This window comes from Mesorhizobium sp. J428 (genome assembly GCF_024699925.1).
Taxonomy (GTDB): Bacteria; Pseudomonadota; Alphaproteobacteria; order Rhizobiales; family Rhizobiaceae; genus Mesorhizobium_A.
In genome coordinates this window covers 3,840,332-3,865,016 of sequence record NZ_JAJOMX010000001.1, presented here as the reverse complement: position 1 = coordinate 3,865,016, position 24,685 = coordinate 3,840,332, and the positions used below count along the sequence as shown (strand labels likewise).

Genomic DNA, 24,685 nt, shown 5'->3' with positions numbered 1-24,685 from the left:
GAGCGGAGGCCGGGTGAGGGGGGCGCCAGCAGACGTTCTGATGAAGCGCCCTACCCCTTCCGCACCGCCGCCTGCGCCGCCGCCAGCCGTGCGATCGGCACGCGGAAGGGCGAGCAGGACACGTAGTCCAGCCCGACGTCTTCGCAGAACGAGATCGAGGCCGGGTCGCCGCCGTGCTCGCCGCAGATGCCGAGCTTTATCCCCGGCCGCGTCGTGCGGCCCTTGTCGGCGGCGATGCGCACCAGTTCGCCGACGCCGTCGATGTCGAGCGAGACGAACGGGTCCTGCTCGATCACGCCCTTCTGCCGGTAGGTTTCGAGGAAGCTCGACGCGTCGTCCCGGCTGATGCCGAAGGTCGTCTGCGTCAGGTCGTTGGTGCCGAAGGAGAAGAACTCCGCCGTCTCGGCGATCACGTGCGCGCGCAGGGCCGCGCGCGGCAGCTCGATCATCGTGCCGGTCAGATAGTCGATCGTCACGCCCGTCTCGGCCATCACCTCCTTGGCGGAGGCGTCGATGCGCGCCTTGACGAAGTCGAGCTCCGACTTCAGCCCCACCAGCGGCACCATGATCTCCGGTACCACGGCCGAGCCCGTCTTCTTCGCCGCCTCCACGGCCGCCTCGAAAATGGCGCGGGCCTGCATCTCGGCGATCTCGGGATAGCTTACCGCCAGGCGGCAGCCGCGATGGCCGAGCATCGGGTTGAACTCGTGCAGCGTCTCGGTGCGGTGGCGCAGCTTGTCGGCCGACACGCCCATCGCCGCCGCGACCTCCTCGATCTCCGCCTCGGTCTTCGGCAGGAATTCGTGCAGCGGCGGGTCGAGCAGGCGAATGGTGACGGGCAGGCCCGCCATGATCTCGAACAGCTCGACGAAGTCGGAGCGCTGCATCGGTAGCAGTTTTGCCAACGCTGCGCGACGGCCGGCCTCGGTGTCGGCCAGGATCATCTCGCGCATGGCGACGATCCGGTCGCCGTCGAAGAACATGTGCTCGGTGCGGCAGAGCCCGATACCCTCGGCGCCGAAGGAGCGCGCCATGCGTGCATCCGCCGGTGTCTCGGCATTGGTGCGCACCTTCATGCGCCGCGTCTCGTCGGCCCACTGCATGATCTGGGCGAAGTCGCCGGAGAGCTCCGGCTGCAGCATTGCCACCTTGCCCTTGAGCACCTGGCCGCTGCCGCCGTCGATGGTGATCATGTCGCCCTTCTTCAGCGTCACGCCCATCGCCATCAGCGTGCCGTTCTTGGTGTCGACGCGCAGCCCGCCGGCGCCCGAGACGCAGGGCTTGCCCATTCCGCGCGCCACCACCGCCGCGTGGCTGGTCATGCCGCCGCGCGTGGTCAGGATGCCCTCGGCGGCATGCATGCCGTGGATGTCCTCCGGGCTGGTCTCGACGCGCACCAGGATCACCTTGCGACCCGCCTTGGACGCCTCCTCCGCCTCATCGGAGGTGAAGACGATCTCGCCGGTCGCCGCGCCCGGCGAGGCAGGCAGGCCGGAGCCGATCATCTCGCGCGTCGCCTTCGGGTCGATGGTCGGATGCAGCAGCTGGTCGAGCGAGGACGGGTCGATGCGGGCGACGGCCTCCTGGCGGCTGATCAGCCCTTCGGCCGCCATCTCGACGGCGATCTTCAGCGCCGCCTTGGCAGTCCGCTTGCCCGAACGGGTCTGCAGCATCCACAGCCGGCCGCGCTCGATGGTGAATTCGAGGTCCTGCATGTCGCGGTAGTGCTTTTCCAGCCGCTGCGAGATCGTCACGAAGTCCCTGAAGGCATCCGGCATCACCTTTTCCAGCGACGGCTTGTCCGAACCGGCGGCGATGCGCGCGGCCTCGGTGATGTTCTGCGGCGTGCGGATGCCGGCCACCACGTCCTCGCCTTGCGCATTGACCAGGAACTCGCCGTAGAGCGCCTTCTCGCCGGTCGACGGGTTGCGGGTAAACGCAACGCCGGTGGCCGAGGTCTCGCCCATGTTGCCGAACACCATCGCCTGCACGTTCACCGCCGTGCCCCACGATTCGGGAATGTTGTGCAGGCGCCGATAGGTGATGGCGCGCGCATTCATCCATGAGGAGAACACCGCGCCGATCGCGGCCCACAGCTGCTCGTGTGGGTCCTGCGGGAAGGGTTTTCCCAGCTCGGCCTCGACCTTCTCCTTGTAGAGCGCAACGAGGTGGCGCAGTTCGCCGGCCGAGAACTCGGTGTCGAGCTCGTAGCCCTTGCGGTCCTTCTCCTCCTCGAGGATCTCCTCGAACACCTCGTGGTCGAGCTCCAGCACCACGTCGCAGAACATCTGGATGAAGCGGCGATAGCTGTCCCAGGCGAAGCGTTCGTCACCCGAATCGCGCCCCAGCGCTTCCACCGTCTCGTCGTTGAGGCCGAGGTTCAGCACCGTGTCCATCATGCCGGGCATCGACGCACGCGCGCCGGAGCGCACCGAGACGAGCAGCAGGCGCTCCGGATCGCCGAAGGCCTTGCCGGTGATGCGGCCGATCTCGGCAAGTGCGGCCTCGACCTGACCCTTCAGCTCTGCCGGATAGGAGCGGCCGTTGGCATAGAAATGCGTGCAGACCTCGGTGGTGATGGTGAAGCCGGGCGGCACCGGCAGGCCCAGCGACGACATCTCGGCGAGATTCGCCCCCTTGCCGCCCAGCAGGTTCTTGTCGCCGGCCTTGCCCTCGGCACGACCGTCGCCGAACGAAAACACCCACTTGGTCATCTGCACCTCTCCGGACTCCCAGCGTGAGCGCCCAATAGCGGATTATGCTCAGCGGCACGATAACAAAATTCGTTCACGCGCGACCCTCGGGGTGCGACCCGTTGACTGGCACATGCGCGCCGACTAGGTGCGAAGCAAAGGGAGGCCGCCGCAATGACCGACACCGACGCCAAACCCGCGGGAGAGCTGGTGCTGCGCACGCTGGCGATGCCGGCCGACACCAATGCCGCAGGCGACATCTTCGGCGGCTGGGTCATGGCGCAGATGGACCTTGCCTGCGGCATCCGCGCCGCCGAGCGGGCCAAGGGCCGCGTCGTCACCGTCGCGGTGGAGAAGATGTTCTTCGCCAAGCCGATGAAGGTCGGCGACACGCTGTCGATCTATGCCGAGATCACCCGCGTCGGCCGCACCTCGATGACGCTGTCGCTCGAAGCCTGGGCGCAGCGCTACCTCTCCGACGTGATGGAGAAGGTCACCCATGCCGATTTCGTCATGGTCGCGCTCGACCAGCAGGGCAAGCCCGCACCGATCCCGGCCGAGTGAGCCGGCCTATTCGGCGGGCGCCGGGTTGCCCGCCGACGCCTGCGTCTGCGCCTTGGGCGCCAGGCATTCGCGCACCAGCCCGGTCGAATAGCCGCGCGTGATGTGCGCGCCGGCGGCGAATTCCGGATCGGCCATCAGCGCCGCATGCAGCTTCGGCAGGTTGTAGAACGGCACGCTCGGATAGAGGTGGTGGTCGAGGTGGTAGTTGACGTTGTGCGGGGCGAAGAAGGCGCGCTCCCACAGATAGGGATAGACCGTGCGCGACGAGCCCAGTTCGCTTTCATAGTCCATCGAGCCGAAATGCTCGGCGACGGAGCGAATGTAGAGAAAGAGCAGCATGAAGGTGAAGAACGGCAGCAGCCAGTAGAGCAGGAAGCCGTGCCAGGCGCCGGTCAGGAAAAACACGAACGCCACCGCTACATAAAAGCCGAGGCGCTTGAGCTGGTAGTGCAGCGGCCGCCCCTCGTCGTCCGACAGCCGCACCACGATCGACTTCATGTCGCGGTAGGACGAGATGCCGACCAGGTAGCCGAGCAGGTTCATGATGGCGTATTGCCAGCTCTGCGGGAAGGTGAAGTGCCGCGTGCCGAGCTTGATCCTCCAGTCGGGGTCCTTCTCCGTATTGGTGTAGCGGTGATGCGCGAGATGGTTCTTGCGATAGCCGTCGACGAAGGTGAGCAGCGGCCAGGCGAGCAGCACGTCGCCGACCCATTCCGAGACCTTCTTGTTCGGGATGAAGCGGTAATGCGCGAAGTCGTGGATCAGCACGCCCATCGCATGCATGCGCCCGGCGATGACGAGCCAGGCGAGCACCAGCGCCCAGGCGGTGTCCATCCATTCCGAGAAGGCGATCGCCGCCGCGATCACGGCCCAGTCGAAGACGATCGCCGCCGCGGTGCGCCACGGCTTCAGCTCGGAGAGCGCCTTCACCGTCTTCTGGTCGAGATTGTAGCCGTATTCCATCATCGGCGACGTTTCCGTAGCGTGGACAGACCGTTGAACAAACGAAAGTTTACGCTCTGCTAACCATAGGCACCAGCGCGATTTTCCGCCGGCAGGGTTGCGTCAGACGACGGTCTCGTCGAAGCGCTCGCGCGCCTCGCGGATGCGCAGGATGTTCATGCGGGCCCATTCGCCCAGCGCAGTCACCGGCGTCAGCAGTTCCTGGCCGAGCTCGGTCAACTGGTAGTCGACGCGCGGCGGAATCGTTGGAAATACGGTGCGCGTGACGAAGCCGTCGCGCTCCAGCCCGCGCAGCGTAGTGGTCAGCATCTTCTGCGAAATGCCGCCGATCGTGCGCTTCAGTTCCGAGAAGCGCATCGGCCCCGAGCCAAGATACTGGACGACCAGAACCGTCCATTTGTCGCCCACCCGGGACAGCACCTCGCTCACCGCGCGGCAGTCTTCTGTATGGTAAGGGTGACCTGGTTTCACGAAAGTGCCTCCTTGCGCGTTTCCACCGCTCTCTTATGTAGCGTCGGTATCCCAAAGATACCAGATTTCTTCAGGAGAGCCTATCATGTCCAAACCCAAGATTGGAATCGTCATCGGCAGCACCCGCGAGGGCCGCTTCGCTGACAAGCCTGCACAGTGGATCTACGAGATCGCCAAGGCCCGCGGCGACATCGAGGTCGAGCTGATCGACCTGCGCGACTTCCCGCTGCCCTTCTTCGACGAGCCGGCCTCGCCCGCCTGGGCGCCCTCGAAGAGCGAAGTGGCGCAGAAGTGGCAGAAGAAGGTCGCGAGCCTCGACGGCTTCGTCTTCACCGCCGCCGAATATAACCGCGCCCCCACCGCGGTGCTCAAGAACGCCTTCGACTATGCCTATACCGAGTGGAACAAGAAGGCCGTCGGCTTCGTCGGCTATGGCGGCGTCGGCGGCGCGCGCGCGGTCGAACACCTGCGCCTGATCGCGATCGAGACCCAGATGGCACCCGTCCGGGCCGGCGTCCACATCGTCTGGGCTGACATGCTGCCCGTCATGCAGGGCCAGAAGAAGCTCGAGGAGCTGGAGCACCTGAAGCAGTCGGCCGACGACATGCTGAACCAGGTCGTCTGGTGGTCAAAGGCCCTTCTCGCCGCCCGCAAGGCCGAAGCCGAGGAAGCCTCGATCGCCGCCTGAGCGATGGCGTCCCGCGACACGGGTATCTCCGCATTTTCGCCGGGATTTCCCGGCCATCTCCACCCCGGGCAATCCGGGGTGGCTCATGTTCGGACGCACGCTTCTCGCAGCATTGGCCGTGGCCGCGCCGCAACCGGCGCCGGCGAGTTCGCTCGTCTCCGACGCGCCGGTCAGGCAACTGATCGACGACTGGTACAAACGGGCGAAAGCCGATGAGAGCCCCTATCCGCTGATCGCTTCAGGCGCCGTGCTCGACTGGCCGAAGGTCGACGACTGCGGCCCCAAGCCCGCCTACGCTCAGCCGCGCCCGCCCTTCGAGCTCGCCGCCACGGCGCTCAGGTTCGACTACGAGATCCGCAAGCTCACCCTACATGACGACCTCGCCAAGGCGGTCGTGCGGGAACGCGGCTGGTTCTACGCCTGGGCGGCGGAAAAGACCTACCAGACCGCGGTGGAGACGACCTTCGTGCTCGAAAAGGACCGCGACGGCCACTGGAAGGTCCTCGCCCACGCCCCCCATCCCACAGCCGTCCACCCCGACCACGTCGACGACCCGATGCCGGATCTCAAGGACGAATGGGAGGCGCGGCAGAGGAAAGAGTAGGCGACCTGGCGCACGGTCGGTCGTTCCGTCCTCCAGGGACCCGAGGCCAGTCCGCCACGCGACCTCCCGCAAATCCTCACTTCGCCTTCAACACCCCCACCCGTGCCTTTCCGTCCGTAAAATAGCGGTCGCCGCCGCCGTTGCGGCCGTCCTGCGTCGGCCCGATACCGTCGATCCAGCTCGTGCTCTCCAGCAGCCCCGCCGCCTCGAAGCGGCCGATCAGCGCGTCGCGCTCGGCGTCGAGATCGGGCGCGATGTGGTGGGTGATCTGCAGCGTGTCGTGCGACAGGCCGGCGTCGCGATCGTAGCTCACTGTGCCCAGCCACAAGGACCGCTCCTGCGCGCCGTCTCCCTTGACCTTCCACAGCCGCGCGTGATGGCGCCGGCCGGCGCTCGCCCCGTCCTCCTTCTCGAAGGAGAGATCCTGCCGCTCACCCTCATAGACGAGGTTGCTCACCGGCGCGTCCGGATAGGGCCGGTCGAGCAGCACGCTCAGCCCGATCGCAAGCGCTGATTTCAGCGTGATCGCGTCGGCCGGCCGCCAGCCGATCGCGTGGAAGGCCGCCACCACCTCCGCCTCCGCGCCGACCAGCCCGAAATTGATCGGATCGCCGGGAATGCCGAGCGGCGTGGTGGTCAGCATCGGCTGCGGAGGCCGCCCGCTCTCGATCTCCGACCAGAAGAAGGGCGCGGCCAGATAGGCGATGAAACCCCACACCGCCGCGACAAACGCCGTGCCGATGATCGCCCGCCTCGCCGACACCCGTCTCCGCGCCATGGCCGCTCCTCTTTGCAGAGAACTTATATGAGCGAAGCGCTCACTTGCACGCCTTGCGGCCGCTGCGGCGCTGGGCGATGTCGAAGTGGAAGTGGTTGCGGTGGTCGTAGTTGTAGCCCGGCCCAAGCACCGTCGAGAAATAGTCGCAGGCGTCGGCGCGGACGTTGTTCAGCAGCCCCTTCTCGCGGAAGGAGAAGAAGCCCTTCTTCACCACCCCGATGTCCTTGCCGCTGTCGAGCTCGATGCGCATGATGTCCAGCGCGTTGCCCTTGGCGTGTTCCGACATGTTGCGCGAGCCGTTGATCTTGCGGCACGAATAGCTCGACCCCTGATGGATCGCCTTGACGCCGGTGAAATAGCGCCGGCGCGTCGACGGACCCAGCTCGTATTTGGTCCATTTCGCCACCTGCAGCGCCATGCGGCAGGACAGCGTCGCCGCCGGCTTCATCGCGATGTCGCCCGATAGTTTCGACAGCTTCACCGGGTAGTCGATGCCGCAATACTGGCCGTTGCCGATCGGCGGCAGGTCCTGGTACGTCGCGCCGAGGCGCTTCAGCTCGCGCCGGCAGTCGACCTCGCTCTGCGGCATCGTGCGCGGCACCGAGCTGCGGTCGCGGTATTCCGGCGGCTGGTTCATATAGGGGTTCGACGGCACCAGCCGCTGCAGGCCGGGAGCCGGCGTGATCGCCGCCTGCACGACCGGGGCATCCTCCGCCTCCTCGTCGATCGGCGGCGGCGCCATCACCGACATGGAGCCGGCGGGCACCTGTGCCGCGACGGCCGGCGCGGCCTGGTAGACCGGTTCCGCCACGGCCGGCTCCGTCATCGGCGGCACGCTCTGCTCGACCGGCGCGGGCGGCGCCGCGTAGGTGACGCTCGCCGGAGGCGCGATCGACACCGGCGCCACCACGGCCGCGGTCGGCGTGATGTCGATGTCCGGGCGCAGGACGTCGGAGGACGAGCAGGCGGCGAGGATGCCTGCCGCCGCGCCAAGCGATGTCGCCGCCGCGAAGCCGCGCGCGATAAAGCCCATGTCGGGTTTCCCTGTCCTGCCCCTCGACCGGCAAGGATAGGACCGAAACGTAAAGGAAAGTTCAGCGGCCGCCTTCACCCCTGCGGCCGAATTGCGGCGTCACTGGCAGAAGGCGGACCCCTTGCGCCGCGTGGCGAGATCGAAGTGGAAGTGCAGTGCGTGGTCGGCGTCGGAGCCGGGGCCGAGCACCGTCGTGAACGGCCCGCAGGCCGCCAGCCGCACGGCGAGCATGAACTCGCCCTCCTGCCGTTTCGACACCTTGCCGACCTCGACCGTCCTTCCGTCCTTCAGCGTGAAGGCGCCGATGTCGAGCGCATTGCCGAAGGCGTGTTCGGACAGCTTGGTCGTGCCGTTGCGCGGCCGGCAGACATAGGCCGAATCCTGCCGGATCGACGTCAAATCCGAGCCGAGGATCGCAGACGCCTTCGGCTCGATCTGGTCGCGCGAAAACTCCGCCGCGCGCTGGGCAGTCGCGCAGTTCATCACCGCCTGGGGCGCCAGCGCCACCTCCTTCGACAGCGCGGAGACGGCAATGGGCCACGGCACCGAACATCCCGCCGCATCCGCGAGCTGCGGCCTTTCCTCGAAGGCGACGCCAAGCTCTTTCAGCCGCGCCCGGCAGGCCGTCTCCTCCGCCGGCATCTCGGCCGGACGCGGCGGCGGCATCAGCGACGGCTTGGCCTCACCTGCATCGGTCGGGACCTCGTCTTTCCCCGCCCGGTCGGAGCGTGCTTCAGGCTTCGGCGACGGCTCAGCCTTGCCGGCATCTGCCGGGGGCTGATCCTCTTCCTTCACCTCCCCTGCCTGCTCAGGCCGCGGCTCGGGCTTCGGCGCCTCGCCGGCATCCGGCAAGCCGGTTTCGTCCCCCGCGCCCTTCTCACCCGCCACGCCCTTCTCGGCTTCGCCGTCACGAGGCGACGCGCCGTCCGGATCGCCGGGCCGCTCGGGTCGCGGCTGCGGCATCGGCACGTCCTCCGCCCCCTTCGCGGCAGGGACAGCCACGATCACCGCCAGCGCGAACAGCGCCGCCGACATGCAACGAAACCGGACTGTTGGGGATTGGGGGAGACGGATCATCGCCCCGACAACGGCATCCGCCGGACCTGGTTCCCCGAGGCCTGGCTTGCCGGACGAAGATTCCGCTTGCGGCCGCCGGGAGCGGTTATTAGAACATAACAAGAACATTGTGAGGAGTACACCATGCGCAAGACCGGAAAGCTCGATTATCTCGAACTGTCCGCCGCCGGAGGCTCTATGGACAGCGTCAAGGCCTTCTATGCCTCCGTCTTCGGTTGGTCGTTCACCGATTACGGCCCAACCTACGCGGCCTTCGACGAAGGACTGGAAGGCGGCTTCCAGGGCGACAAGGCCGAGGCCCCGGCAAAGCCCCTGCCCGTCCTCTATTCGGAAAATCTCGAGGAGACCTTCGAAGCCGTCACCGCCGCCGGCGCCCGCATCGTGCTGCCGATCTTCTCCTTCCCCGGCGGCCGCCGCTTCCACTTCGCCGACCCCGCCGGCAACGAACTGGCGGTGTGGGGAGAGTGAGAGACCGGACCGGCACGGCCGATGGGGTGAAAAGGGGCTGACGTGCGCTTGTGGTTCGCCATCGCGTATGGCGCCCCCTACCATGTTCCGCATGATTCTTGCCGGGCGAGCCGCTTGTCGCGCCGTCCCGCGCGACGCCCGCCCTACGTGATCGTCATCCCGGGCGCCGCAGGCGACCCGGGATCCATTCCTCTCTCCGGTTACACGCCGAAACACCCTACGATCGCAAAAAAAGGGTCGGCGCCAACCCGCGAAGATCAATCGATCCCGGCTGACCTCCGGTCGCCGGGATGATGACCGCGGACGGTGTGCGCTGCTTTGAGAAGAGCCCGAGCGATCAGTTCTTGACACATCATCCGATGGATCGATTTCTGCCTACTCTCCGCTAACCCCTTGCTCCCGTTGGCTTGCCGATTCTTTTCATCCACCCTTTCCGAACATGCCCGAAACTATGTCCGGTCAAACGGGAGCCGGCGATGGGCTGGAGGGCGAAGGCAGGGAGGGAACAGGCGTTAAAGGCGCGGATCGTCATGCGCCTGTTCTCGATCGCCGACATGGCCGAACAGGCCGCCGGCCGGTCGTTCTGGGTCCGCTGGTGCGTGCTGTGGGCCGCCTGGCAGGCGAATGCGCTGCTCCGGGATTACGTCGAAGGCACGCTGCGCAGTTCCGCACGCAGGCCCTGGACGCCCGTCCCGATGCCGGCCGGCTTCGGCAGCAATCCCTTCGATGCGGAGGACATCGCCGATTCGCTGAGGGCATTTGGCCACTACATGCAGGCCATAGCCGCGCACTTGGCGCGTCTGTCGTTCCTGCATCGGGGTCAGGCCTCCGACGAGGCTGGCAATGAGGGTGACGCGCGCTGCGCCGGCCTTCCGCGCTTGGCTGACGCCGTCGTCTCGCCAATCGAGCTGCGCGATACGTCCTGAGAAGCGCTATCCTTCTCCTCCTGTGGAGAGGTGAATGCCCCAGATCGATCCTGCCTTCTTCCGCGCAAAATGAGCTGCGGTCGACGATCTCGCGCGACCTCAGAACTCAATCGTCCTTCTTCGAGATCACCAGCGATTGCGTGTCGAGTTCGAGGTCCCACTCCTTGCCCTCGGCGTCGATGGCGTCGTCCACTTCCCAGACCCGATTATCGTCGAGCTCGATCGAGCCCCAGGACGTGTAACCCTCGGCCCTCAGCGCCGCCTCGATGCGCACGCGCTCATCCGGCGCCGGCGGGCGATCGTCGGCGAAGGCCGGTGCCGCGGCGAAAAGGACGAAAGGGGCGGCGAGGATGAGGTGCTTCATGATCGTCTCCTTTGGACTGCGCAGCCGTTATGGAGCCTGAACGGCCGGGCGCAACCCCGCGACGGTGAAATGTCCGTGAGGCTACGCCGCGTCAGCTCGCCTCGCGGATACGCTCCGCGGTCTGGAGATCCACGGAGACGAGCTGGCTCACGCCCTGCTCGGCCATGGTCACGCCGAACAGCCGGTTCATCCGCGCCATGGTGATCGGGTTGTGGGTGATCACCACGAAGCGCGTGTCGGTCGAGGCCGCCATCTCGTCCATCAGGTTGCAGAAGCGCTCGACATTGTGGTCGTCGAGCGGCGCGTCGACCTCGTCCAGCACGCAGATCGGCGCGGGATTGGTGAGGAACACGGCGAAGATCAGTGCCATCGCCGTCAGCGCCTGTTCGCCGCCGGAGAGCAGCGTCATCGTTTGCGGCTTCTTGCCCGGCGGCCGCGCCAGGATCTCCAGCCCCGCCTCCAGCGGGTCTTCCGATTCGATCAGCTGCAGTTCCGCCGTGCCGCCGCCGAACAGGTGCGTGAACAGGCGCTGAAACTGCGCATTGACCACCTCGAAGGCGGCGAGCAGCCGCTCGCGGCCCTCGCGGTTGAGGCTCTGGATGCCCTGGCGCAGCTTCTTGATCGCCTCGACGATGTCCTCGCGCTCCGAGACGATCAGTTCCAGCCGCTCTGAGAGTTCCTTCTGTTCTTCTTCGGCGCGGAGGTTGACCGCGCCCAGCCGCTCGCGCTCGATCTTCAGCCGTTCCAGCCGCCGCTCCACCTCGCCCATCTCGGGCAGCTCGGCATCGGCCTCCAGTCCGGCCTGTTTCAGCACCAGATGCGGCGCGACGCCGATCGCCTCCTGGATGCGGGCTTCCGTCTCGCGGCGGCGCTCGTCGGCGGCGGCGAGCCTCTCCTCGGCGCGGGCGCGCCCCTCGCGCGCCTCCGACAAAGACTGGATCGCGCCGGTCGCGGCCTTGTCGAGCGCGGCCTGCCGGTTCTCGGCCTCCTGCAGCCGGTCGGCCGCCTGCTTGCGCAACTGCTCCGCCTTGCTGATCTCGCTCAGCAGCGCGCGGCGGCGCTCGTCCAGCTCGTCGGGCGCATCGGCAAGAGCGGCAAACTCGCTCGCCGTCTCGGCCTTGCGCGCGGCGAGGGCCTCGATCTGCCGGTCGGCGTTCTCGGCGCGCGACACCCAGTTGCGGCTCTCGGCCGCGATCGTCTCAAGCCGCCCGCGCCGCGCCTCGCTTTCGCGCTTCAGCCCGTCATGGGCGGCGCGCGCGTCCGCAAGCTTCGCCCGATCCAGCGCCACGTCGGCCGACATGCGGTCGAGCCGTGACTGGAGATCACCCAGGTCGGGCGCCGCTGCCAGCGCCCGCTCGGCTTCCGCAAAGGCGCCCGCCGCCTCGTCGCGGCTTTCCACGATCCGTGCGCGCGAGGCTTCCAGCGCCGAGCGCCGCCCGGCGAGCTGGCCGGCCGCGGCCTCCGCCTTCGCCAGCGCATCGCGCGCCTCCGTCACTGCCCGCTGCGCCGCGCGCCAGTCGTCGCGCGCCTTGCGCTCAGTCTCCACCGCCGCCTTGGTCGCGGCCTCCGCCTCGGCCTGCGCGGCTTCGGCGGAACGCGCCGCGACCGTCGCTGTCGTGGCCTCGGCCTCCAGCTCGGCGAGCCGGTTCTTCTGCGCCAGCCTGAGCGCCGCCGCCGTCGGCGCGTCGGCGCTCGCGGTCAGCCCGTCCCAGCGCCACAGCGCGCCCTCGCGGCTGACCAGGCGCTGGCCTGTCGCAAGCTGCTTCTGCAACCGCGGCCCGTCCGCCGCCTCAACGATGCCGACCTGCGCCAGCCGGCGGGCGAGCTGCGACGGCGCCCGCACCACGTCGGCCAGCGGCCGCGCACCTGCGGGCAGAGCCGGGTCGGCTCCGGCGCCCGCGATGTCGGCCGCCCAGTGCACGGGCGCGGCACGATCCAGTGCGGCGTCAAGGTCGTCGCCGAGTGCTGCGCCGAGCGCCGTCTCGAAGCCCTTGTCGACCTTGATCTGCTCCACCACCGCCGGGAAAAGCCCGCCCGACTGCGCGTTCAGCATCTTGGCGAGTGTCCGCGCCTCGGTCTCGATCCGCGCGAGTTCCGCCCGCGCCGCCTGCAAGGCCGGCCGCGCCGCCGCCTCGCGGCCACGCGCCGCCTCCACCGCCTTCTCGGCCGCGATCGTCGCGGCTTCGGCAGTCGACACCGCCTCCGTCGCCTGCTCGACCAGCTTCTGCTTCTCGGCAGGGTCCGGCAGGCCGGCCAGCTTCGCGGCGATCTCGGCCGCCTCGCGGTCGGTGTCGGCGAGCTGCCGGTCGAGCCGGTCGCGCCGCTCGGCCGCGTCGCGCAGCGAACGCTCGGCCTGGGTGCGCTGCGCCGAGGCTTCCGCCCGTTCCGAGGTGAGCTTGCTCAACGCGGCTTCCGAGAGCGTCAGCTGCGTCGACGCTTCCTCGAAGGCGGCGCGCTTCTCCCGCTCACGGTCGACTGCGCCCTCTTCCTCGGCCCTGAGCGCGGCCTCCTCGTCGGCCAGCCGCTTCAGGATATCGCCATTGTCGCGCACCATCTGCTCCTCGCGGGCGATGTCCGCGTCGAGCTGGGCGATGCGCTTTTCGAGCTCGGAATGGCGGGAGCGAATGCGCTGCGCTTCCTCCTCGACCTGGGTCCTCGCGATCGTCAGCCGCTGCAGCGCAGCCGCCGCCTTCGCTTCCTCCTCGCGCAGGCCGGGCAGGTGATGCGCGCCGACCGCCTGGTCCTTGGCGGCGTCCATCTGCTCCTTGGCGCGCTCGGCCACCACGTTGGTCGCGGCCGACAGCGCGCTCTGCGCCTCGGCCTCCTGCGCCTTGGCGAGCGTCCAGCGCAGGTGCAGCAGCGTCGCCTCGGCCTGGCGGATGTCGGCGGAGAGCGCCTTGAAGCGCGAGGCCTGCCGCGACTGGCGTTTCAGGCTCTCGATCTGGCTCTCCAGCTCGCCGACCACGTCCTCCAGCCGTTCGAGGTTCTGCTCGGCCGCGCGCAGCCTCAGTTCCGCCTCGTGCCGGCGGGTATGCAGGCCGGAGATACCGGCCGCCTCTTCCAGAAGCGCCCGGCGTGCCTGCGGCTTGGCCTGTATCAGCTCGCCGATGCGCCCCTGCCCGACCATCGAGGGCGAGCGCGCGCCGGTCGACTGGTCGGCGAAGAGAAGCTGCACGTCCTTGGCGCGCGCCTCCTTGCCGTTGATCCGGTAATTGGACCCCGCCTCGCGCTCGATGCGGCGCGAGATCTGCAATTCGTCGCCGTCATTGTAGGCGGCGGGCGCGCTGCGGTCGGTGTTGTCGAGGAAGAGCGTGACTTCGGCCGTGTTGCGCGAGGGGCGCGTCGCGGAGCCCGAGAAGATGACATCGTCCATGCCGGACGCGCGCATGTTCTTGTAGGAGCTCTCGCCCATCACCCAGCGCAGCGCCTCGACCAGGTTCGACTTGCCGCAGCCGTTCGGGCCGACGATGCCTGTGAGCCCGCCTTCGATGACAAATTCGGAGGGCTCGACGAAGGACTTGAAGCCGAGGAGGCGGAGCCGGGAGAAGCGCATCAGGCATCATCCCGGCGTGCGGGCGCGCTGAAGCGCGCGCCCGAAGGCGCGTCAGAGCTTGGCGTCGATGATGGCCGACATTTCGTCAACCGTAAGGGCTCCCGCATATTTGTCGCCGTTGATGAAGAAGGTCGGGGTCGAGTCGACCTTGAACTCGTCGGCGCCACGCGTACGCACCGCCCTGATGTCGTCCAGAAGCTTCTGGTTGGTCAAGCAGGCGTTGAAGGACTCCTGTGAAAAACCTGCAAGCTTGGAGATTTGCAGAAGCGCCGACTGCGCATCCTGAGCCCGCACCCAGTTGTTCTGCTGCTTGAACAGCACGTCGATCATCGGGAAATACTTGTCGTTCGAGCAGCGGGCGAGCATGAAGCCGGCTTCCGCGCGCGGATCGAACGGGAATTCGCGCATGATCAGCCGGGCCTTGCCGGTGTCGATATACTTGGTCTTGATTTCCGGCAGCGTGGTCTCGTGGAAATGCGCGCAGTGCGGGCAGGTCATCGAGGCATATTCGACGATGGTCACCGGAGCATCGGCCTTGCCGAGCACCTGTTCGGGCAGCGAGCCGGCCTCGAGCAGCTTGGCCATGTCGACGGTACCTTGCGAGGCCGGCGCTGCGACCGCGGGCTTCGATGGCGTTGCAGGGGTCGCGGGCTCGGAGCCGCTGGCCTGCTGCTTCGGCGCATCGTCGCTGCATGCCGCCAGCAGCGCTACCGCGGAAACCGCGCCAAGCGAGAGAAGAACGTCCCTGCGACGCATCGAAAAGCTCATGTGAATCACCTGTTGCCGAGAGAAATGCGGTGTAGCGACTAGCAGATGCCGCTTAGCACGCCAATTATGGCAAGATTGTCCGCAATCCCAATACCGTTTTCTGACGCCCCGTTCACGAACACGCTATCGCGACATGGCCTGACGCGCCGGATGTGATATTGTTGAGCCGAAAGGTGCAACGGCAATGACATACATTGATGCGATTGTCCTGAAGGACCTTGGACGTATCGTGACGAGCGATGCAAATGTCCTCGCCGGGCGCCCTGTATTCAGGGGGACGCGTGTGCCGATCGAAGTCCTGTTCGACAATCTGGCCGACGGGATGTCCCTCGACGAAATACTGGACGAATATCCGACGATCTCCAGAAGCGACGCTGTAGCGCTCATACAGCTTATTCCGTCGGCGATTCGATCTTCGTCGACCCATGATTGAGGCACAATTGGATGAGAGCGTTCCGAGGCAGTTGGCCCGGGCGCTTGAACCCTTTGGAATTCGGGCGCGGCCGTTTCCCCAAAGCTGGAAGGGGCTCGACGACGGACCGTTGCTCGACCGCATCGAATCTGTCGGTTGCGATGTCTTCATCACATGCGACGGGCACATGCAGTCGCAGCAGTCGCTCGGCAGGCGCAGCTTCGCCGTCATCACGATTCCGACCAATCGCCGTCGGATCGTGATCGAGAACACCGCGAAGATCGCGGAACTCGCCAGGCGCGCTGCGCCCGGATCGCATTCGATTGTCGACGTAAGCTAACGCGCCTTGCTCGATTTCACCGCGCGGCCGAGCTTTTCCAGAGAGGCACGCAGCGCATCGTCCTCAATGCCGGCCACGGATTGCGTGACCGAGGCCGTCTCGTCGCGGGAAAGTTCGCGCGGGCGGGGGCGTCTGGCCTTGCCGGTGTCCGCGATGGGCTTCTGCAGGATGCGGATGCGGCCGATCGCGGCGAAGCCCAGGAAGGCGTTCACCCTGGAGATGATCTCGCCTGTCTGGTGCTGCAATTGCAGCGCGGAGGCGCCCTCGCAGGCGATCACCAGCGTCGCCGGCTCGAACGGGTCGTCCTCGCCCGCGCGGCGCGGCCAGAGGATCTTCTCGGGTCGCGACGCCTGTGCGAGCCGCTGGCCGGCGATCTCCTCCCACGACTGCGAGCGCCGTCGAGACGCCGGTCTTGCGGCGCAGCACCGGGTCGAGGATCGCCGCAGCGAAGTCTCCGACCGGTCGTGCATTGCGGGGTGATGAATTGCCTGCCATGAACCCAGCGCCGAAGCACCTCCCAACGAACCGGACACCTACACCAACCCGCCGCGCGATGACATCCCTACCCACCTATTCCACGAGGCAGGCAGACGGGTTCGCAGAACTTCTGCTCGCCTGGTACGACCGGCATGCCCGCGACCTGCCCTGGCGCGTGCCACCGGTAAAGGTCGCCGCCGGCCTGCGGCAGGACCCGTATCTGGTCTGGCTGTCCGAGATCATGCTGCAGCAGACCACCGTCTCGGCGGTGCGGCCCTATTTCCGCAATTTCGTCGAGAAATGGCCGACAGTGGGCGACCTCGCGGCCGCAACCGTAGACGACGTGATGAAGGCCTGGGCTGGGCTCGGCTATTATTCCCGCGCCCGCAACCTCAAGAAATGCGCCGAGATAGTCGTCGACCAGCATGGCGGGAGCTTCCCCGACACGGAGGCTGGGCTGCGGACACTGCCGGGCATCGGACCCTACACCGCTGCCGCGATCTCGGCGATCGCCTTCGACCGCCCGTCGGCGGTGGTCGACGGTAATGTCGAGCGGGTCGTCACGCGCTATCGCGCCATCGCCACGCCGCTGCCGGAGGCAAAGCCCGAGATCGGCGCCTTCGTGGCCTCCGCCGTTCCGCAGAGCCGGCCGGGCGATTTCGCCCAGGCGATGATGGACCTCGGCGCCACGATCTGCACGCCCAAGCGGCCGGCCTGCGTGCTCTGTCCCTTGCGCGACGGTTGCCGGGCGCTGAAGGCGGGCGATCCGGAGTTCTATCCGGTCAAGGCCGCGAAGAAGGAGAAGCCAAAGCGCGTCGGCGCGGCCTTCGTGGCGGTGCGCCGCGACGGCGCGGTGCTCATGCGAAAGCGGCCCGAGAAAGGGCTGCTTGGCGGAATGGCGGAGGTGCCTGGCACGGACTGGACCGCACGGATCGACGGAGCGACCGGCGCGGAAGCCGCCCCTTTCCGCGCGAACTGGCGCCTGAAAGGCTCGATCTCCCACGTCTTCACTCATTTCGAGCTCGAACTGTCGGTCTTTCTCGCCTATGTCGACACGGCTCCCCCACCGGGACATTGGTGGTCTTCCCGCGCGACAATCCACAGCGAAGCACTGCCCACCGTCATGAAAAAGGTGATCGAGGCTGCGATAGAGGGCGCCACCCAGAAGCCTCGACGGAGACCCGAATGACCGAGATCCGCCATATCGTGTTCGACATCGGCAAGGTGCTGATCCACTATGATCCCGACCTGCCCTTCAGCCGCCTGATCCCGGACGAGGCGCGGCGGCGCTGGTTCTTCGAGAACGTCTGCACTTCCGACTGGAACATAGAGCAGGATCGCGGCCGGGCATGGGGCGACGCGGAGGCGCTGCTGATCGAGCGCTATCCGGACGAGGCCGACAACATCCGTTCCTTCCGCCAGCACTGGCACGAGATGGTACCCGCATCACTACGAGGATTCGGTCGCGATCATGCTCGGCCTGATCGAGGACGGCCGCGACGTGACGATGCTGACCAATTTCGCCGCCGACACCTTCGCCGAAGCCCGCGTGCGGTTTCCGTTCCTCAACCGGCCGCGCGGCGTGACGGTCTCCGGCGAGATCGGCCTGATCAAACCAGACCGTGCGATCTACGACCGACATGCCGCTGATTTCGACCTCGAACCGGCTGCCAGCCTGTTCATCGACGATAGTCCGAAAAACGTGCAAGGCGCGATCGACGCCGGCTGGCAGGCGGTGCTGTTCGAGGGTGCGGACAAGCTGGAAGCGGATTTGAAGCGGCTAGGTGTTCACTGAGGAGCGATCAAGCGAACCGTTGGGAAGTATGCTCTGTATCGAGCGACGTCTCTGGTGAGGACGGGAACCTGCAATACCGCAGCGTGAGCACCAATGAAAAAGTCGGGCAAGACGCCGGTTCGCGTCCCACCTGACTGGCGGTATCTCTGGTAAGCCTTTCCAGCAAGAAACAGCGCGGATCGTGGAATCTGAAGCATCTCCAGTTCCATCTGCTCCACCAGATCGTCTAGCTCTTCGATCAGGGTGTAGCCCACGGACAGCTCAGCGTAGACAATTTCGTTGATCAGTAACGGTCCAGACGCGCTTGCCAATTCAAGCTGGTCCAGCGACCAGATCGCCCAGTTAGGATCGAAGGTCGCAACATCCAGAATGACGTTCGTATCAACGAATATCACCCGCTACTCACCACGGGTCAGCGCCATGATCTCGTCCGTTGAAAGCCCTTTTCCGGCATGACCGAGAAAAGCCGAAAATTTCGAGCGCCTCGGCTGACCGTCTGCTCGAACCAATACAAAAGTCCCGTCGCCCGCAGGCTTGAATTCAACCTTCGTGCCGGGCACGATTCCAAGCACGTCGCGGACCTGCTTGGGGATCGTCACCTGCCCTTTTGATGTGACCGTGGTGGCCATTCGAGCCTCCAGTATTACCTATGTTGCATCAAGGTAATACCGGGGCGGTCGCCACTCAAGCCCCCACAGCCACCATCCGGTCGCGGATGACCCGCCTCAGCGCGTCGATCGGCTCCAGCCGGCCTTCGCGCTCGACATGCCAGAAGGTCCAGCCGTTGCAGGCTTCCAGGCCCTGCACCATCGCGCCGAGGCGGTGGATCGAGCCGGCGTCGCGGCCGATGGCGAGGGTTCCGTCGGCGCGCACCTGCGCCGTCCAGCGGCGGCGGGCGTCGGAAAGCTCCGCGCCGGGCGCGATCAATCCGGCCTCGACCAGGCTGCCGAAGGCGACGCGCGGCTCGGCGCGCTTGCCGCCCATGACCTGCGTTTCGCCGGCGCCCAGCGGCTCAACCGCCGCGATGCGCGCCGTCGCCGCGTCGATGTAGGACTGCTCGCGCTCGATGCCGACGAAGTGCCGGCCCAGCCGCTTGGCGACGGCGCCCGTGGTGCCAGAGCCGAAGAAGGGATCGAGCACCACGTCGCCCGGCTTGGTCGACGCCATCAGGATGCGCGCCAGCAGCGCTTCCGGCTTCTGCGTCGGGTGGACCTTGTCGCCGTTCTCGTCCTTCAGCCGCTCGCCGCCGGTGCAGATCGGGAACAGCCAGTCGGTGCGCATCTGCAGGTCGTCGTTGGCGGCCTTCATGGCATCGTAGTTGAAGGTGTAGCCCTTGGCCGACTGGTCGCGCGAGGCCCAGATCAGCGTCTCGTGCGCGTTCTGGAAGCGGCGGCCGCGGAAGTTCGGCATCGGGTTGGTCTTGCGCCAGATCACGTCGTTGAGGATCCAGAAGCCGAGGTCCTGCAGCTTGGCGCCGACGCGGAAGATGTTGTGGTAGGAGCCGATCACCCAGATGGTGCCGTTGGGCTTCAGCACGCGGCGCGCGGCCAACAGCCAGGCGCGGGTGAAGGCGTCGTAGACCTCGAAGCTCTCGAACTGGTCCCAGGCGTCGTCGACCGCGTCGACCTTCGACTGGTCGGGGCGGTGCAGGTCGCCCTCGAGCTGGAGGTTGTAGGGCGGGTCGGCGAAGATCACGTCGACCGATTTCTCGGGCAGGCGTTCGAGGGCCGCGACGCAATCCCCCTTCAGGATCGTGTCGAGCCATTCGGCTTTGGCGGAAACGGCAGAAAGGTCGTCGACGAGACGAATGGCGGACATCGGCACACTCACGATACGCGTTACGTTTACCTGCCGTTATGGTTACCGAGCTGGGTAAATATTTAATGAAGTGAGTGGCTTGCGCCCGCAGTTTGCGGAGGCGCGCGGTTTGGTGTATTCGCCGCGCCCTCCCCTCCCGGACCTCCAGGACGTCTCAATGCCCCAGCCAGATCTCGTCATCTTCGATTGCGACGGCGTGCTCGTCGATTCCGAAGTGATCGCCGCCCGCGTCGACGCGGAGCTGATCACCGCGGCCGGGTTTCCCATCGAGGCGGAGGAGGTGGCCGAGCGCTTTGCGGGCCTGACGTTCCACGACATCCTCCTGGAGGTCGAGAAGCTCTCGGCGGTTCCCCTGCAGGCCTCGCTGATCGACGAAGAGCGCAAGCTGCTCGACGCGCGCATCGCGAGGGAGATCCGCGCGATCGACGGCGCGCGCGAGGCGGTTGCGCGCGTCGAAGCCCCGCGCTGCATCTGCTCGAACTCGACGCTCGACCGGCTGGACATGATGCTGACGAAGACCGGGCTGAAGCCGCTGTTCGGCGACCGCATCTTCTCCTCGCGCGCCATTCCCGAGGCGAGGCCCAAGCCCGCGCCGGACGTCTTCCTCTATGCGGCGAAGATGCTGAACGCCGATCCGGAGAACACCTTCGTCCTGGAAGACTCTGTCCACGGCGTGCATGCGGCGCGCGCGGCCGGCATGCGGGTGATCGGCTTCACCGGTGCATCGCACAGCTATCCGGGACATGCCGACCGGCTCACGGAAGCCGGCGCGGAGACGGTCATTCGCCGTCTCGCCGACTTCCAGACCGTGCTGGCGGCGCTGTCCGAATGGGCCGAGTGATCAGTTCGTCTGCTTAGGCTTCTTTTCCGGCCCCTGGTCGAAGCCGGCATAGACGACGAACTTGGTGTCGGGCGGCGTCGGGAAGGTCACGTTCGGATCGTTGAACACGAACTGGGAGGCTCCCCCCAGGGCCGTGATGCTGACCGGATACTGGTGCAGCTGGCTGTAAAGCACCTCGTCGCCGCGCATCACGGCAATGCGGATCGGCAGGTTGACCGAGCCGTCCTTCGCGGCCGGGCCGGGCACGACGCGGCCGGCCACCGCGACGTTCACCGTCATCGTGCCGGCACCGTAGGTGCAGGAGCGCGTCATGTCGCCGATGGAGGCCTGGTAGACGATCTTGGTCGGGTCGGCATTGCCGTCCTTATCCTTCCCGTCCTTCGTATAGCTGTCGTAATAGGCGGTGCCGTCGCGCAGCTGGACGCGCGGGCAGAAGGCACGCAGTTCCTCGATGCCGACCTTTTTCTGCTCGGCCTGGGCACTGCCGCCGCCCAGATTGAGCACGCCCGCGGTGTCGCTCGACTGGCACCCGGCGGCGAAGAGCATAAAGCCTGCGGCCGCGAATTTGCCGAGATTGCGGACACCGAACGAAACTGACTGCATGAACTACACTTTCCTCGCGCGACGCGGCCCTCTATACCAACGCCGACTTCAGATTGCGACCCGGATTGCGGCGCTTTTTCGGGCGAGACGACAGACCGACCACGCACAGGCGACAGGCTTCCACAGATGAAATTCGTCAGCACCCGGGGCGAGGCTCCCATTCTCGGCTTTTCCGACGCGCTGCTTGCCGGGCTGGCGCGCGACGGTGGCCTCTACCTGCCGCAGAGCTGGCCGACCTTCTCCGCCGCCGACATCCGCGCCATGCGCGGCCTCTCCTACCCCGACCTCGCGATCCGCCTTCTGACGCCCTTCGTCGGCGGCGAGATCCCGCAGGTCACCTTCGCGAAGATCGTGCGCGAGGCCTATGCCACCTTCCGCCACGACGCCGTCTGCCCGATCGTGCAGCACGGCCGCGACAGCTACCTGCTGGAACTGTTCCACGGCCCCACCCTCGCCTTCAAGGACGTGGCGATGCAGCTGCTCGCCCGGCTTATGGACCATGTGCTGGCCGAGCGCGGCCAGCGGGCGACCATCGTCGGCGCCACGTCAGGCGATACTGGCGGGGCGGCGATCGACGCCTTTGCGGGGCGCGAGCGCACCGACATCTTCATCCTGTTCCCCAACGGCCGCGTCTCGCCGGTGCAGCAGCGCCAGATGACGACCTCCGGCGCATCCAACGTCCATGCGGTCGCGGTCGAGGGCAATTTCGACGACTGCCAGGCGCTGGTGAAGGGCATGTTCAACGACCATGCCTTCCGCGACCGGGCGATGCTGTCGGGCGTGAACTCGATCAACTGGGGCCGGATCATGGCCCAGATTGTCTATTACTTCTCCTCGGCGCTGTCGCTCGGCGTGCCGGACCGCGCCGTCTCCTTCACCGTGCCGACGGGCAATTTCGGCGACATCTTCGCCGGATACGCCGCCAAGCGGATGGGTCTGCCGGTCGATCGGCTGGTCATCGCCACCAACGACAACGACATCCTGACCCGCACCCTGGCGAGCGGAACCTACGAGACCCGTGGCGTCGTCCCAACGACCTCGCCCTCGATGGACATCCAGGTCTCGTCCAACTTCGAGCGGCTTCTGTTCGAGGCAGCCGGCCGCGACGCCGCCGCGGTGCGCGGCTACATGGACAGGCTGAAGCAGTCGGGCGCATTCACCATCGCCGACGGACATCTGGCGGCGATCCGCTCCGAGTTCGACGCGGGCCGCTCTTCGATGGCTGAGACGGCCGAGACGATGAAGTCGATCCTGTCTCGCAATTCCTACCTCCTTGATCCGCACAGCGCGATCGGGGTGCGTGTGGCGCAGGGACGGACGGGCGCATCGCCCATGGTCGTTCTGGCGACTGCCCATCCGGCCAAGTTCCCCGACGCGGTGAAATCGGCTACGGGTATCGCTCCCGCCCTGCCTGAATGGCTGTCCGACCTGATGACGAGGCCCGAAAACTACAAGGTGCTTCCCTCGGACCTGAAAATGATAGAAGACTATATATCCGCCCGGTCCAGAGCCGCTGCGGAGCGTGTCTAGGGAGCGAGTGCGCATGGGCGTTGAGGTAAGCCGTCTGTCGAACGGCCTGACGGTTGCAACCGAAAACCTGCCCCACATCGAAACGGTAGCGCTGGGCGTCTGGGTCAAGTCCGGCGCGCGCGACGAACGTCCCGAAGAGCACGGCATGGCGCACCTGCTCGAGCACATGGCCTTCAAGGGCACGTCGCGACGCTCCGCCTGGCGTATCGCCTCCGAGATCGAGAATGTCGGCGGCGAGATCAACGCCGCGACCAGCGTCGAGACGACCTCCTTCTATGCCCGCGTGCTGCAGGACGACGTGCCGCTGGCGATCGACATCCTGGCCGATATCCTGACCGACTCCTCTTTCGATCCGGACGAACTCGAACGCGAACAGCACGTGATCCTGCAGGAGATCGGTGCCGCGCACGACACGCCGGACGACATCGTATTCGACCGCTTCACCGAGGTCGCGTTCCGTAACCAGACGATCGGCCGTTCCATCCTCGGGACGCCGACGACTGTCGAGTCCTTCACCTCGGCGAACATCCGCGACTTCCTGGAGCGCCAGTATGCGGCCGACCGCATGGTCGTGGTTGCCGCGGGCGCGGTGGACCATGACGAGTTCGTCAAGCTGGTCGAAAGGCATCTCGGCAGCTTCCGGGCGACCTGCACCAGCAAGCCGGCGGCAGTCGCCGCCTATACCGGCGGCGATTTCCGCGAGGTGCGCGACCTGCAGGACGCGCAGATCATCCTCGGCTTCGAGGGACGCGCCTATCACGTGCGCGACTTCTATGCCTCGCAGCTCCTCTCCATGATCCTCGGCGGCGGCATGTCGAGCCGCCTCTTCCAGGAAGTTCGCGAAAAGCGCGGCCTCTGCTACTCCGTCTATGCCTTCCACTGGGGCTTTTCCGACACGGGGCTGTTCGGCGTGCATGCAGCGACGGGCCAGGCGGATATCGCCGAGCTCGTTCCTGTAATCATGGACGAGCTGCGCAAGGCCGGCGAGACCATTTCCGAGGAAGAGCTCAACCGCGCGCGCGCCCAATATCGCGCAGGTCTGCTGATGTCGCGCGAGAGCGCGGCAAGCCGCGCCTCGCAGATCGCCCGGCAGATCATGCTCTATGGCCAGCCGATCGTGATGGACGAGCTTCTGGAGCGTCTCTCGAAGATCACCACCGAACGGCTCACCGATCTGTCCTCGCGCCTGTTTTCGTCGACCCCCACGGTGGCCGGCATCGGCCCGATCAGCGGACTGGCGTCCTACGACGCGATCCGCGACACGCTTGTCGGCCCTTCGCCGCTGCTGCGGAAAATCGCCGTCTGACCGGACGCGAACGAGATGTTCGCGCTGCCCTTCTTCCGTCAGCCGAAGCCGACGCTTGCGGGCCAGAAGGTTACATTGCGCCCCCCGGTCACGTCCGACTACGGGCAGTGGGCAGCACTTCGCCGGGAAAGCCAGCACTTCCTCTCGCCCTGGGAACCCAAATGGGCTGCCGACGAGCTTGACCGTGGCGCCTGGCGCCAGCGCATGCGCCGGTATCGCGAGGAGATGGCGCAGGGCAGCGGCATACCCTTCCTCATCTTCGAGAAGTCCACGGGAAAGCTCGCGGGCGGCATCACGCTCGGCAACATCCGCCACGGCGTCGCGCAATCCGGGCAGATCGGCTACTGGATGGGGGTCGGCCATGCCGGCAAGGGCTACATGCACGAGGCCGTCGACCTCGTCGTCAGGTTCGGTTTCGAGACGCTCAGGTTGCACCGGATCGAGGCTGCCTGTATTCCCAGCAACGATCGTTCGATCCGCGTGCTTGAAAAAGCCGGATTCCGGCGTGAAGGACTTCTGCGCTCCTACCTGCGCATCAACGGTGCCTGGCAGGATCATCTTCTCTACGCGCTCATTGCCGGCGACGGCGGGAGCAAGCAGGAACAGGGCTGAC

Annotated in this window: 25 protein-coding genes and 2 pseudogenes; 13 read left to right on the top strand and 14 right to left on the bottom strand. The window is 66.6% G+C overall.

Features of this window, described 5'->3' with window-relative positions; all coding sequences use genetic code 11:
* Positions 1-50: 50 nt before the first annotated feature.
* The gene (ppdK, locus tag LRS09_RS19375; protein WP_257808497.1) at positions 51-2,714 is read right to left on the bottom strand and encodes a pyruvate, phosphate dikinase; all 2,664 of its coding nucleotides are present in this window, start codon (positions 2,712-2,714) and stop codon (positions 51-53) included.
* Positions 2,715-2,867: 153 nt separating this feature from the next.
* Here ppdK and LRS09_RS19370 point away from each other — a divergent pair, with 153 nt between their 5' ends.
* The gene (locus tag LRS09_RS19370; protein WP_257808496.1) at positions 2,868-3,257 is read left to right on the top strand and encodes an acyl-CoA thioesterase; all 390 of its coding nucleotides are present in this window, start codon (positions 2,868-2,870) and stop codon (positions 3,255-3,257) included.
* 6 nt (positions 3,258-3,263) lie between these two features.
* Here the strand turns inward: LRS09_RS19370 and LRS09_RS19365 are convergent, their stop codons facing one another.
* On the bottom strand, positions 3,264-4,223 hold the full coding sequence (locus LRS09_RS19365; RefSeq protein ID WP_257808495.1) for a fatty acid desaturase family protein: 960 nt from the start codon (positions 4,221-4,223) through the stop codon (positions 3,264-3,266).
* Positions 4,224-4,322: 99 nt separating this feature from the next.
* Positions 4,323-4,691 (bottom strand): helix-turn-helix domain-containing protein, encoded by a 369-nt coding sequence (locus tag LRS09_RS19360; protein WP_257808494.1) that lies wholly within the window; start codon positions 4,689-4,691, stop codon positions 4,323-4,325.
* A gap of 85 nt (positions 4,692-4,776) precedes the next feature.
* Between LRS09_RS19360 and LRS09_RS19355 the strand changes: the two genes are divergently transcribed.
* Both LRS09_RS19355 and LRS09_RS19350 read left to right on the top strand, forming a co-directional pair.
* Positions 4,777-5,379, top strand: coding sequence for an NADPH-dependent FMN reductase (locus LRS09_RS19355; protein WP_257808493.1), 603 nt, complete (start codon positions 4,777-4,779; stop codon positions 5,377-5,379).
* 85 nt (positions 5,380-5,464) lie between these two features.
* Positions 5,465-5,983 carry a hypothetical protein gene (locus LRS09_RS19350; RefSeq protein WP_257808492.1) on the top strand — a complete coding sequence of 173 codons (519 nt, stop codon included), beginning with the start codon at positions 5,465-5,467 and terminating at the stop codon, positions 5,981-5,983.
* A 76-nt stretch (positions 5,984-6,059) separates the two neighbouring features.
* Here LRS09_RS19350 and LRS09_RS19345 read toward each other — a convergent pair whose 3' ends face one another.
* From LRS09_RS19345 to LRS09_RS19335, 3 genes are all read right to left on the bottom strand, one after another.
* Entirely contained in the window at positions 6,060-6,761 is a 702-nt protein-coding gene (locus LRS09_RS19345) for an LssY C-terminal domain-containing protein (RefSeq protein WP_257808491.1), read from the bottom strand.
* Positions 6,762-6,801: 40 nt separating this feature from the next.
* Complete coding sequence (locus LRS09_RS19340; protein ID WP_257808489.1) at positions 6,802-7,794, bottom strand: extensin family protein; 993 nt, start codon at positions 7,792-7,794, stop codon at positions 6,802-6,804.
* Positions 7,795-7,893: 99 nt separating this feature from the next.
* Positions 7,894-8,829 carry an extensin family protein gene (locus tag LRS09_RS19335; RefSeq protein WP_257808487.1) on the bottom strand — a complete coding sequence of 312 codons (936 nt, stop codon included), beginning with the start codon at positions 8,827-8,829 and terminating at the stop codon, positions 7,894-7,896.
* A gap of 165 nt (positions 8,830-8,994) precedes the next feature.
* Here LRS09_RS19335 and LRS09_RS19330 point away from each other — a divergent pair, with 165 nt between their 5' ends.
* Entirely contained in the window at positions 8,995-9,339 is a 345-nt protein-coding gene (locus LRS09_RS19330; RefSeq protein WP_257808485.1) for a VOC family protein, read from the top strand.
* Positions 9,340-9,815: 476 nt separating this feature from the next.
* Positions 9,816-10,265, top strand: a complete 450-nt coding sequence (locus LRS09_RS19325; RefSeq protein ID WP_257808483.1) for a hypothetical protein — start codon at positions 9,816-9,818, stop codon at positions 10,263-10,265.
* A gap of 106 nt (positions 10,266-10,371) precedes the next feature.
* On the opposite strand, the gene LRS09_RS19320 is transcribed toward LRS09_RS19325, so the two are convergent.
* The 3 genes from LRS09_RS19320 to LRS09_RS19310 all read right to left on the bottom strand — a co-directional run bounded on the left by LRS09_RS19320 (position 10,372) and on the right by LRS09_RS19310 (position 14,950).
* Positions 10,372-10,629 carry a PepSY domain-containing protein gene (locus tag LRS09_RS19320; RefSeq protein WP_257808482.1) on the bottom strand — a complete coding sequence of 86 codons (258 nt, stop codon included), beginning with the start codon at positions 10,627-10,629 and terminating at the stop codon, positions 10,372-10,374.
* Positions 10,630-10,720: 91 nt separating this feature from the next.
* Positions 10,721-14,182 carry a chromosome segregation protein SMC gene (smc, locus tag LRS09_RS19315; RefSeq protein ID WP_257808481.1) on the bottom strand — a complete coding sequence of 1,154 codons (3,462 nt, stop codon included), beginning with the start codon at positions 14,180-14,182 and terminating at the stop codon, positions 10,721-10,723.
* A 51-nt stretch (positions 14,183-14,233) separates the two neighbouring features.
* A complete protein-coding gene (locus LRS09_RS19310; RefSeq protein WP_257808480.1) occupies positions 14,234-14,950 on the bottom strand; it encodes a DsbA family protein in 717 nt (238 codons plus the stop codon).
* Positions 14,951-15,134: 184 nt separating this feature from the next.
* Here LRS09_RS19310 and LRS09_RS19305 point away from each other — a divergent pair, with 184 nt between their 5' ends.
* Both LRS09_RS19305 and LRS09_RS19300 read left to right on the top strand, forming a co-directional pair.
* Positions 15,135-15,383 (top strand): DUF433 domain-containing protein, encoded by a 249-nt coding sequence (locus LRS09_RS19305; protein ID WP_257808479.1) that lies wholly within the window; start codon positions 15,135-15,137, stop codon positions 15,381-15,383.
* Between the two features lie 166 nt (positions 15,384-15,549).
* Positions 15,550-15,702 carry a hypothetical protein gene (locus LRS09_RS19300; protein WP_257808477.1) on the top strand — a complete coding sequence of 51 codons (153 nt, stop codon included), beginning with the start codon at positions 15,550-15,552 and terminating at the stop codon, positions 15,700-15,702.
* On the opposite strand, the pseudogene LRS09_RS19295 reads toward LRS09_RS19300, so the two are convergent.
* Positions 15,699-16,197: pseudogene (locus LRS09_RS19295) on the bottom strand (DUF721 domain-containing protein). The gene LRS09_RS19300 and the pseudogene LRS09_RS19295 overlap by 4 nt on opposite strands.
* A 58-nt stretch (positions 16,198-16,255) precedes the next feature.
* Here LRS09_RS19295 and mutY point away from each other — a divergent pair.
* Both mutY and LRS09_RS19285 read left to right on the top strand, forming a co-directional pair.
* A complete protein-coding gene (gene mutY / locus LRS09_RS19290; protein WP_257808476.1) occupies positions 16,256-17,368 on the top strand; it encodes an A/G-specific adenine glycosylase in 1,113 nt (370 codons plus the stop codon).
* Positions 17,365-17,974: pseudogene (locus tag LRS09_RS19285) on the top strand (HAD family hydrolase). Before mutY ends, LRS09_RS19285 begins: the two are co-directional and overlap by 4 nt.
* Here LRS09_RS19285 and LRS09_RS19280 read toward each other — a convergent pair.
* Genes LRS09_RS19280 through LRS09_RS19270 form a run of 3 tightly spaced genes read right to left on the bottom strand, consistent with a single transcriptional unit; the run spans position 17,968 to position 19,792 of the window.
* On the bottom strand, positions 17,968-18,369 hold the full coding sequence (locus LRS09_RS19280; RefSeq protein ID WP_257808475.1) for a type II toxin-antitoxin system VapC family toxin: 402 nt from the start codon (positions 18,367-18,369) through the stop codon (positions 17,968-17,970). The pseudogene LRS09_RS19285 and the gene LRS09_RS19280 sit on opposite strands and share 7 nt — an antisense overlap.
* 3 nt (positions 18,370-18,372) lie before the next feature.
* A complete protein-coding gene (locus LRS09_RS19275; protein WP_257808474.1) occupies positions 18,373-18,603 on the bottom strand; it encodes an AbrB/MazE/SpoVT family DNA-binding domain-containing protein in 231 nt (76 codons plus the stop codon).
* A gap of 55 nt (positions 18,604-18,658) precedes the next feature.
* Complete coding sequence (locus LRS09_RS19270) at positions 18,659-19,792, bottom strand: site-specific DNA-methyltransferase (RefSeq protein ID WP_257808473.1); 1,134 nt, start codon at positions 19,790-19,792, stop codon at positions 18,659-18,661.
* A gap of 157 nt (positions 19,793-19,949) precedes the next feature.
* Between LRS09_RS19270 and LRS09_RS19265 the strand changes: the two genes are divergently transcribed.
* Positions 19,950-20,633, top strand: a complete 684-nt coding sequence (locus LRS09_RS19265; RefSeq protein WP_257808472.1) for an HAD family phosphatase — start codon at positions 19,950-19,952, stop codon at positions 20,631-20,633.
* Here the strand turns inward: LRS09_RS19265 and LRS09_RS19260 are convergent, their stop codons facing one another.
* Positions 20,634-21,236, bottom strand: a complete 603-nt coding sequence (locus LRS09_RS19260) for a hypothetical protein (RefSeq protein ID WP_257808471.1) — start codon at positions 21,234-21,236, stop codon at positions 20,634-20,636.
* Positions 21,237-21,362: 126 nt separating this feature from the next.
* On the opposite strand from LRS09_RS19260, the gene thrC reads away from it, so the two are divergent.
* Genes thrC through LRS09_RS19245 form a run of 3 tightly spaced genes read left to right on the top strand, consistent with a single transcriptional unit; the run spans position 21,363 to position 24,684 of the window.
* Positions 21,363-22,766 (top strand): threonine synthase, encoded by a 1,404-nt coding sequence (gene thrC, locus LRS09_RS19255; protein ID WP_257808470.1) that lies wholly within the window; start codon positions 21,363-21,365, stop codon positions 22,764-22,766.
* A gap of 13 nt (positions 22,767-22,779) precedes the next feature.
* Entirely contained in the window at positions 22,780-24,072 is a 1,293-nt protein-coding gene (locus LRS09_RS19250; RefSeq protein WP_257808469.1) for a pitrilysin family protein, read from the top strand.
* Between the two features lie 15 nt (positions 24,073-24,087).
* Positions 24,088-24,684 carry a GNAT family N-acetyltransferase gene (locus LRS09_RS19245; protein ID WP_257808468.1) on the top strand — a complete coding sequence of 199 codons (597 nt, stop codon included), beginning with the start codon at positions 24,088-24,090 and terminating at the stop codon, positions 24,682-24,684.
* The last annotated feature ends 1 nt before the right edge of the window (position 24,685 follow it).

Bases quoted from the DNA above. Each gene is read 5' to 3' on its own strand.
- LRS09_RS19365 (WP_257808495.1), bottom strand. From the start codon at position 4,223: ATGATGGAATACGGCTACAATCTCGACCAGAAGACGGTGAAGGCGCTC.
- LRS09_RS19250 (WP_257808469.1), top strand. From the start codon at position 22,780: ATGGGCGTTGAGGTAAGCCGTCTGTCGAACGGCCTGACGGTTGCAACC.
- smc (WP_257808481.1), bottom strand. From the start codon at position 14,182: ATGCGCTTCTCCCGGCTCCGCCTCCTCGGCTTCAAGTCCTTCGTCGAG.
- LRS09_RS19335 (WP_257808487.1), bottom strand. From the start codon at position 8,829: ATGTCGGCGGCGCTGTTCGCGCTGGCGGTGATCGTGGCTGTCCCTGCC.
- LRS09_RS19305 (WP_257808479.1), top strand. From the start codon at position 15,135: ATGACATACATTGATGCGATTGTCCTGAAGGACCTTGGACGTATCGTG.
- LRS09_RS19330 (WP_257808485.1), top strand. From the start codon at position 8,995: ATGCGCAAGACCGGAAAGCTCGATTATCTCGAACTGTCCGCCGCCGGA.
- LRS09_RS19325 (WP_257808483.1), top strand. From the start codon at position 9,816: ATGGGCTGGAGGGCGAAGGCAGGGAGGGAACAGGCGTTAAAGGCGCGG.
- LRS09_RS19265 (WP_257808472.1), top strand. From the start codon at position 19,950: ATGCCCCAGCCAGATCTCGTCATCTTCGATTGCGACGGCGTGCTCGTC.
- LRS09_RS19275 (WP_257808474.1), bottom strand. From the start codon at position 18,603: ATGGCCACCACGGTCACATCAAAAGGGCAGGTGACGATCCCCAAGCAG.
- LRS09_RS19260 (WP_257808471.1), bottom strand. From the start codon at position 21,236: ATGCAGTCAGTTTCGTTCGGTGTCCGCAATCTCGGCAAATTCGCGGCC.
- ppdK (WP_257808497.1), bottom strand. From the start codon at position 2,714: ATGACCAAGTGGGTGTTTTCGTTCGGCGACGGTCGTGCCGAGGGCAAG.
- LRS09_RS19320 (WP_257808482.1), bottom strand. From the start codon at position 10,629: ATGAAGCACCTCATCCTCGCCGCCCCTTTCGTCCTTTTCGCCGCGGCA.
- LRS09_RS19345 (WP_257808491.1), bottom strand. From the start codon at position 6,761: ATGGCGCGGAGACGGGTGTCGGCGAGGCGGGCGATCATCGGCACGGCG.
- LRS09_RS19350 (WP_257808492.1), top strand. From the start codon at position 5,465: ATGTTCGGACGCACGCTTCTCGCAGCATTGGCCGTGGCCGCGCCGCAA.
- thrC (WP_257808470.1), top strand. From the start codon at position 21,363: ATGAAATTCGTCAGCACCCGGGGCGAGGCTCCCATTCTCGGCTTTTCC.
- LRS09_RS19310 (WP_257808480.1), bottom strand. From the start codon at position 14,950: ATGAGCTTTTCGATGCGTCGCAGGGACGTTCTTCTCTCGCTTGGCGCG.
- mutY (WP_257808476.1), top strand. From the start codon at position 16,256: ATGACATCCCTACCCACCTATTCCACGAGGCAGGCAGACGGGTTCGCA.
- LRS09_RS19355 (WP_257808493.1), top strand. From the start codon at position 4,777: ATGTCCAAACCCAAGATTGGAATCGTCATCGGCAGCACCCGCGAGGGC.
- LRS09_RS19300 (WP_257808477.1), top strand. From the start codon at position 15,550: ATGCAGTCGCAGCAGTCGCTCGGCAGGCGCAGCTTCGCCGTCATCACG.
- LRS09_RS19340 (WP_257808489.1), bottom strand. From the start codon at position 7,794: ATGGGCTTTATCGCGCGCGGCTTCGCGGCGGCGACATCGCTTGGCGCG.
- LRS09_RS19370 (WP_257808496.1), top strand. From the start codon at position 2,868: ATGACCGACACCGACGCCAAACCCGCGGGAGAGCTGGTGCTGCGCACG.
- LRS09_RS19245 (WP_257808468.1), top strand. From the start codon at position 24,088: ATGTTCGCGCTGCCCTTCTTCCGTCAGCCGAAGCCGACGCTTGCGGGC.
- LRS09_RS19270 (WP_257808473.1), bottom strand. From the start codon at position 19,792: ATGTCCGCCATTCGTCTCGTCGACGACCTTTCTGCCGTTTCCGCCAAA.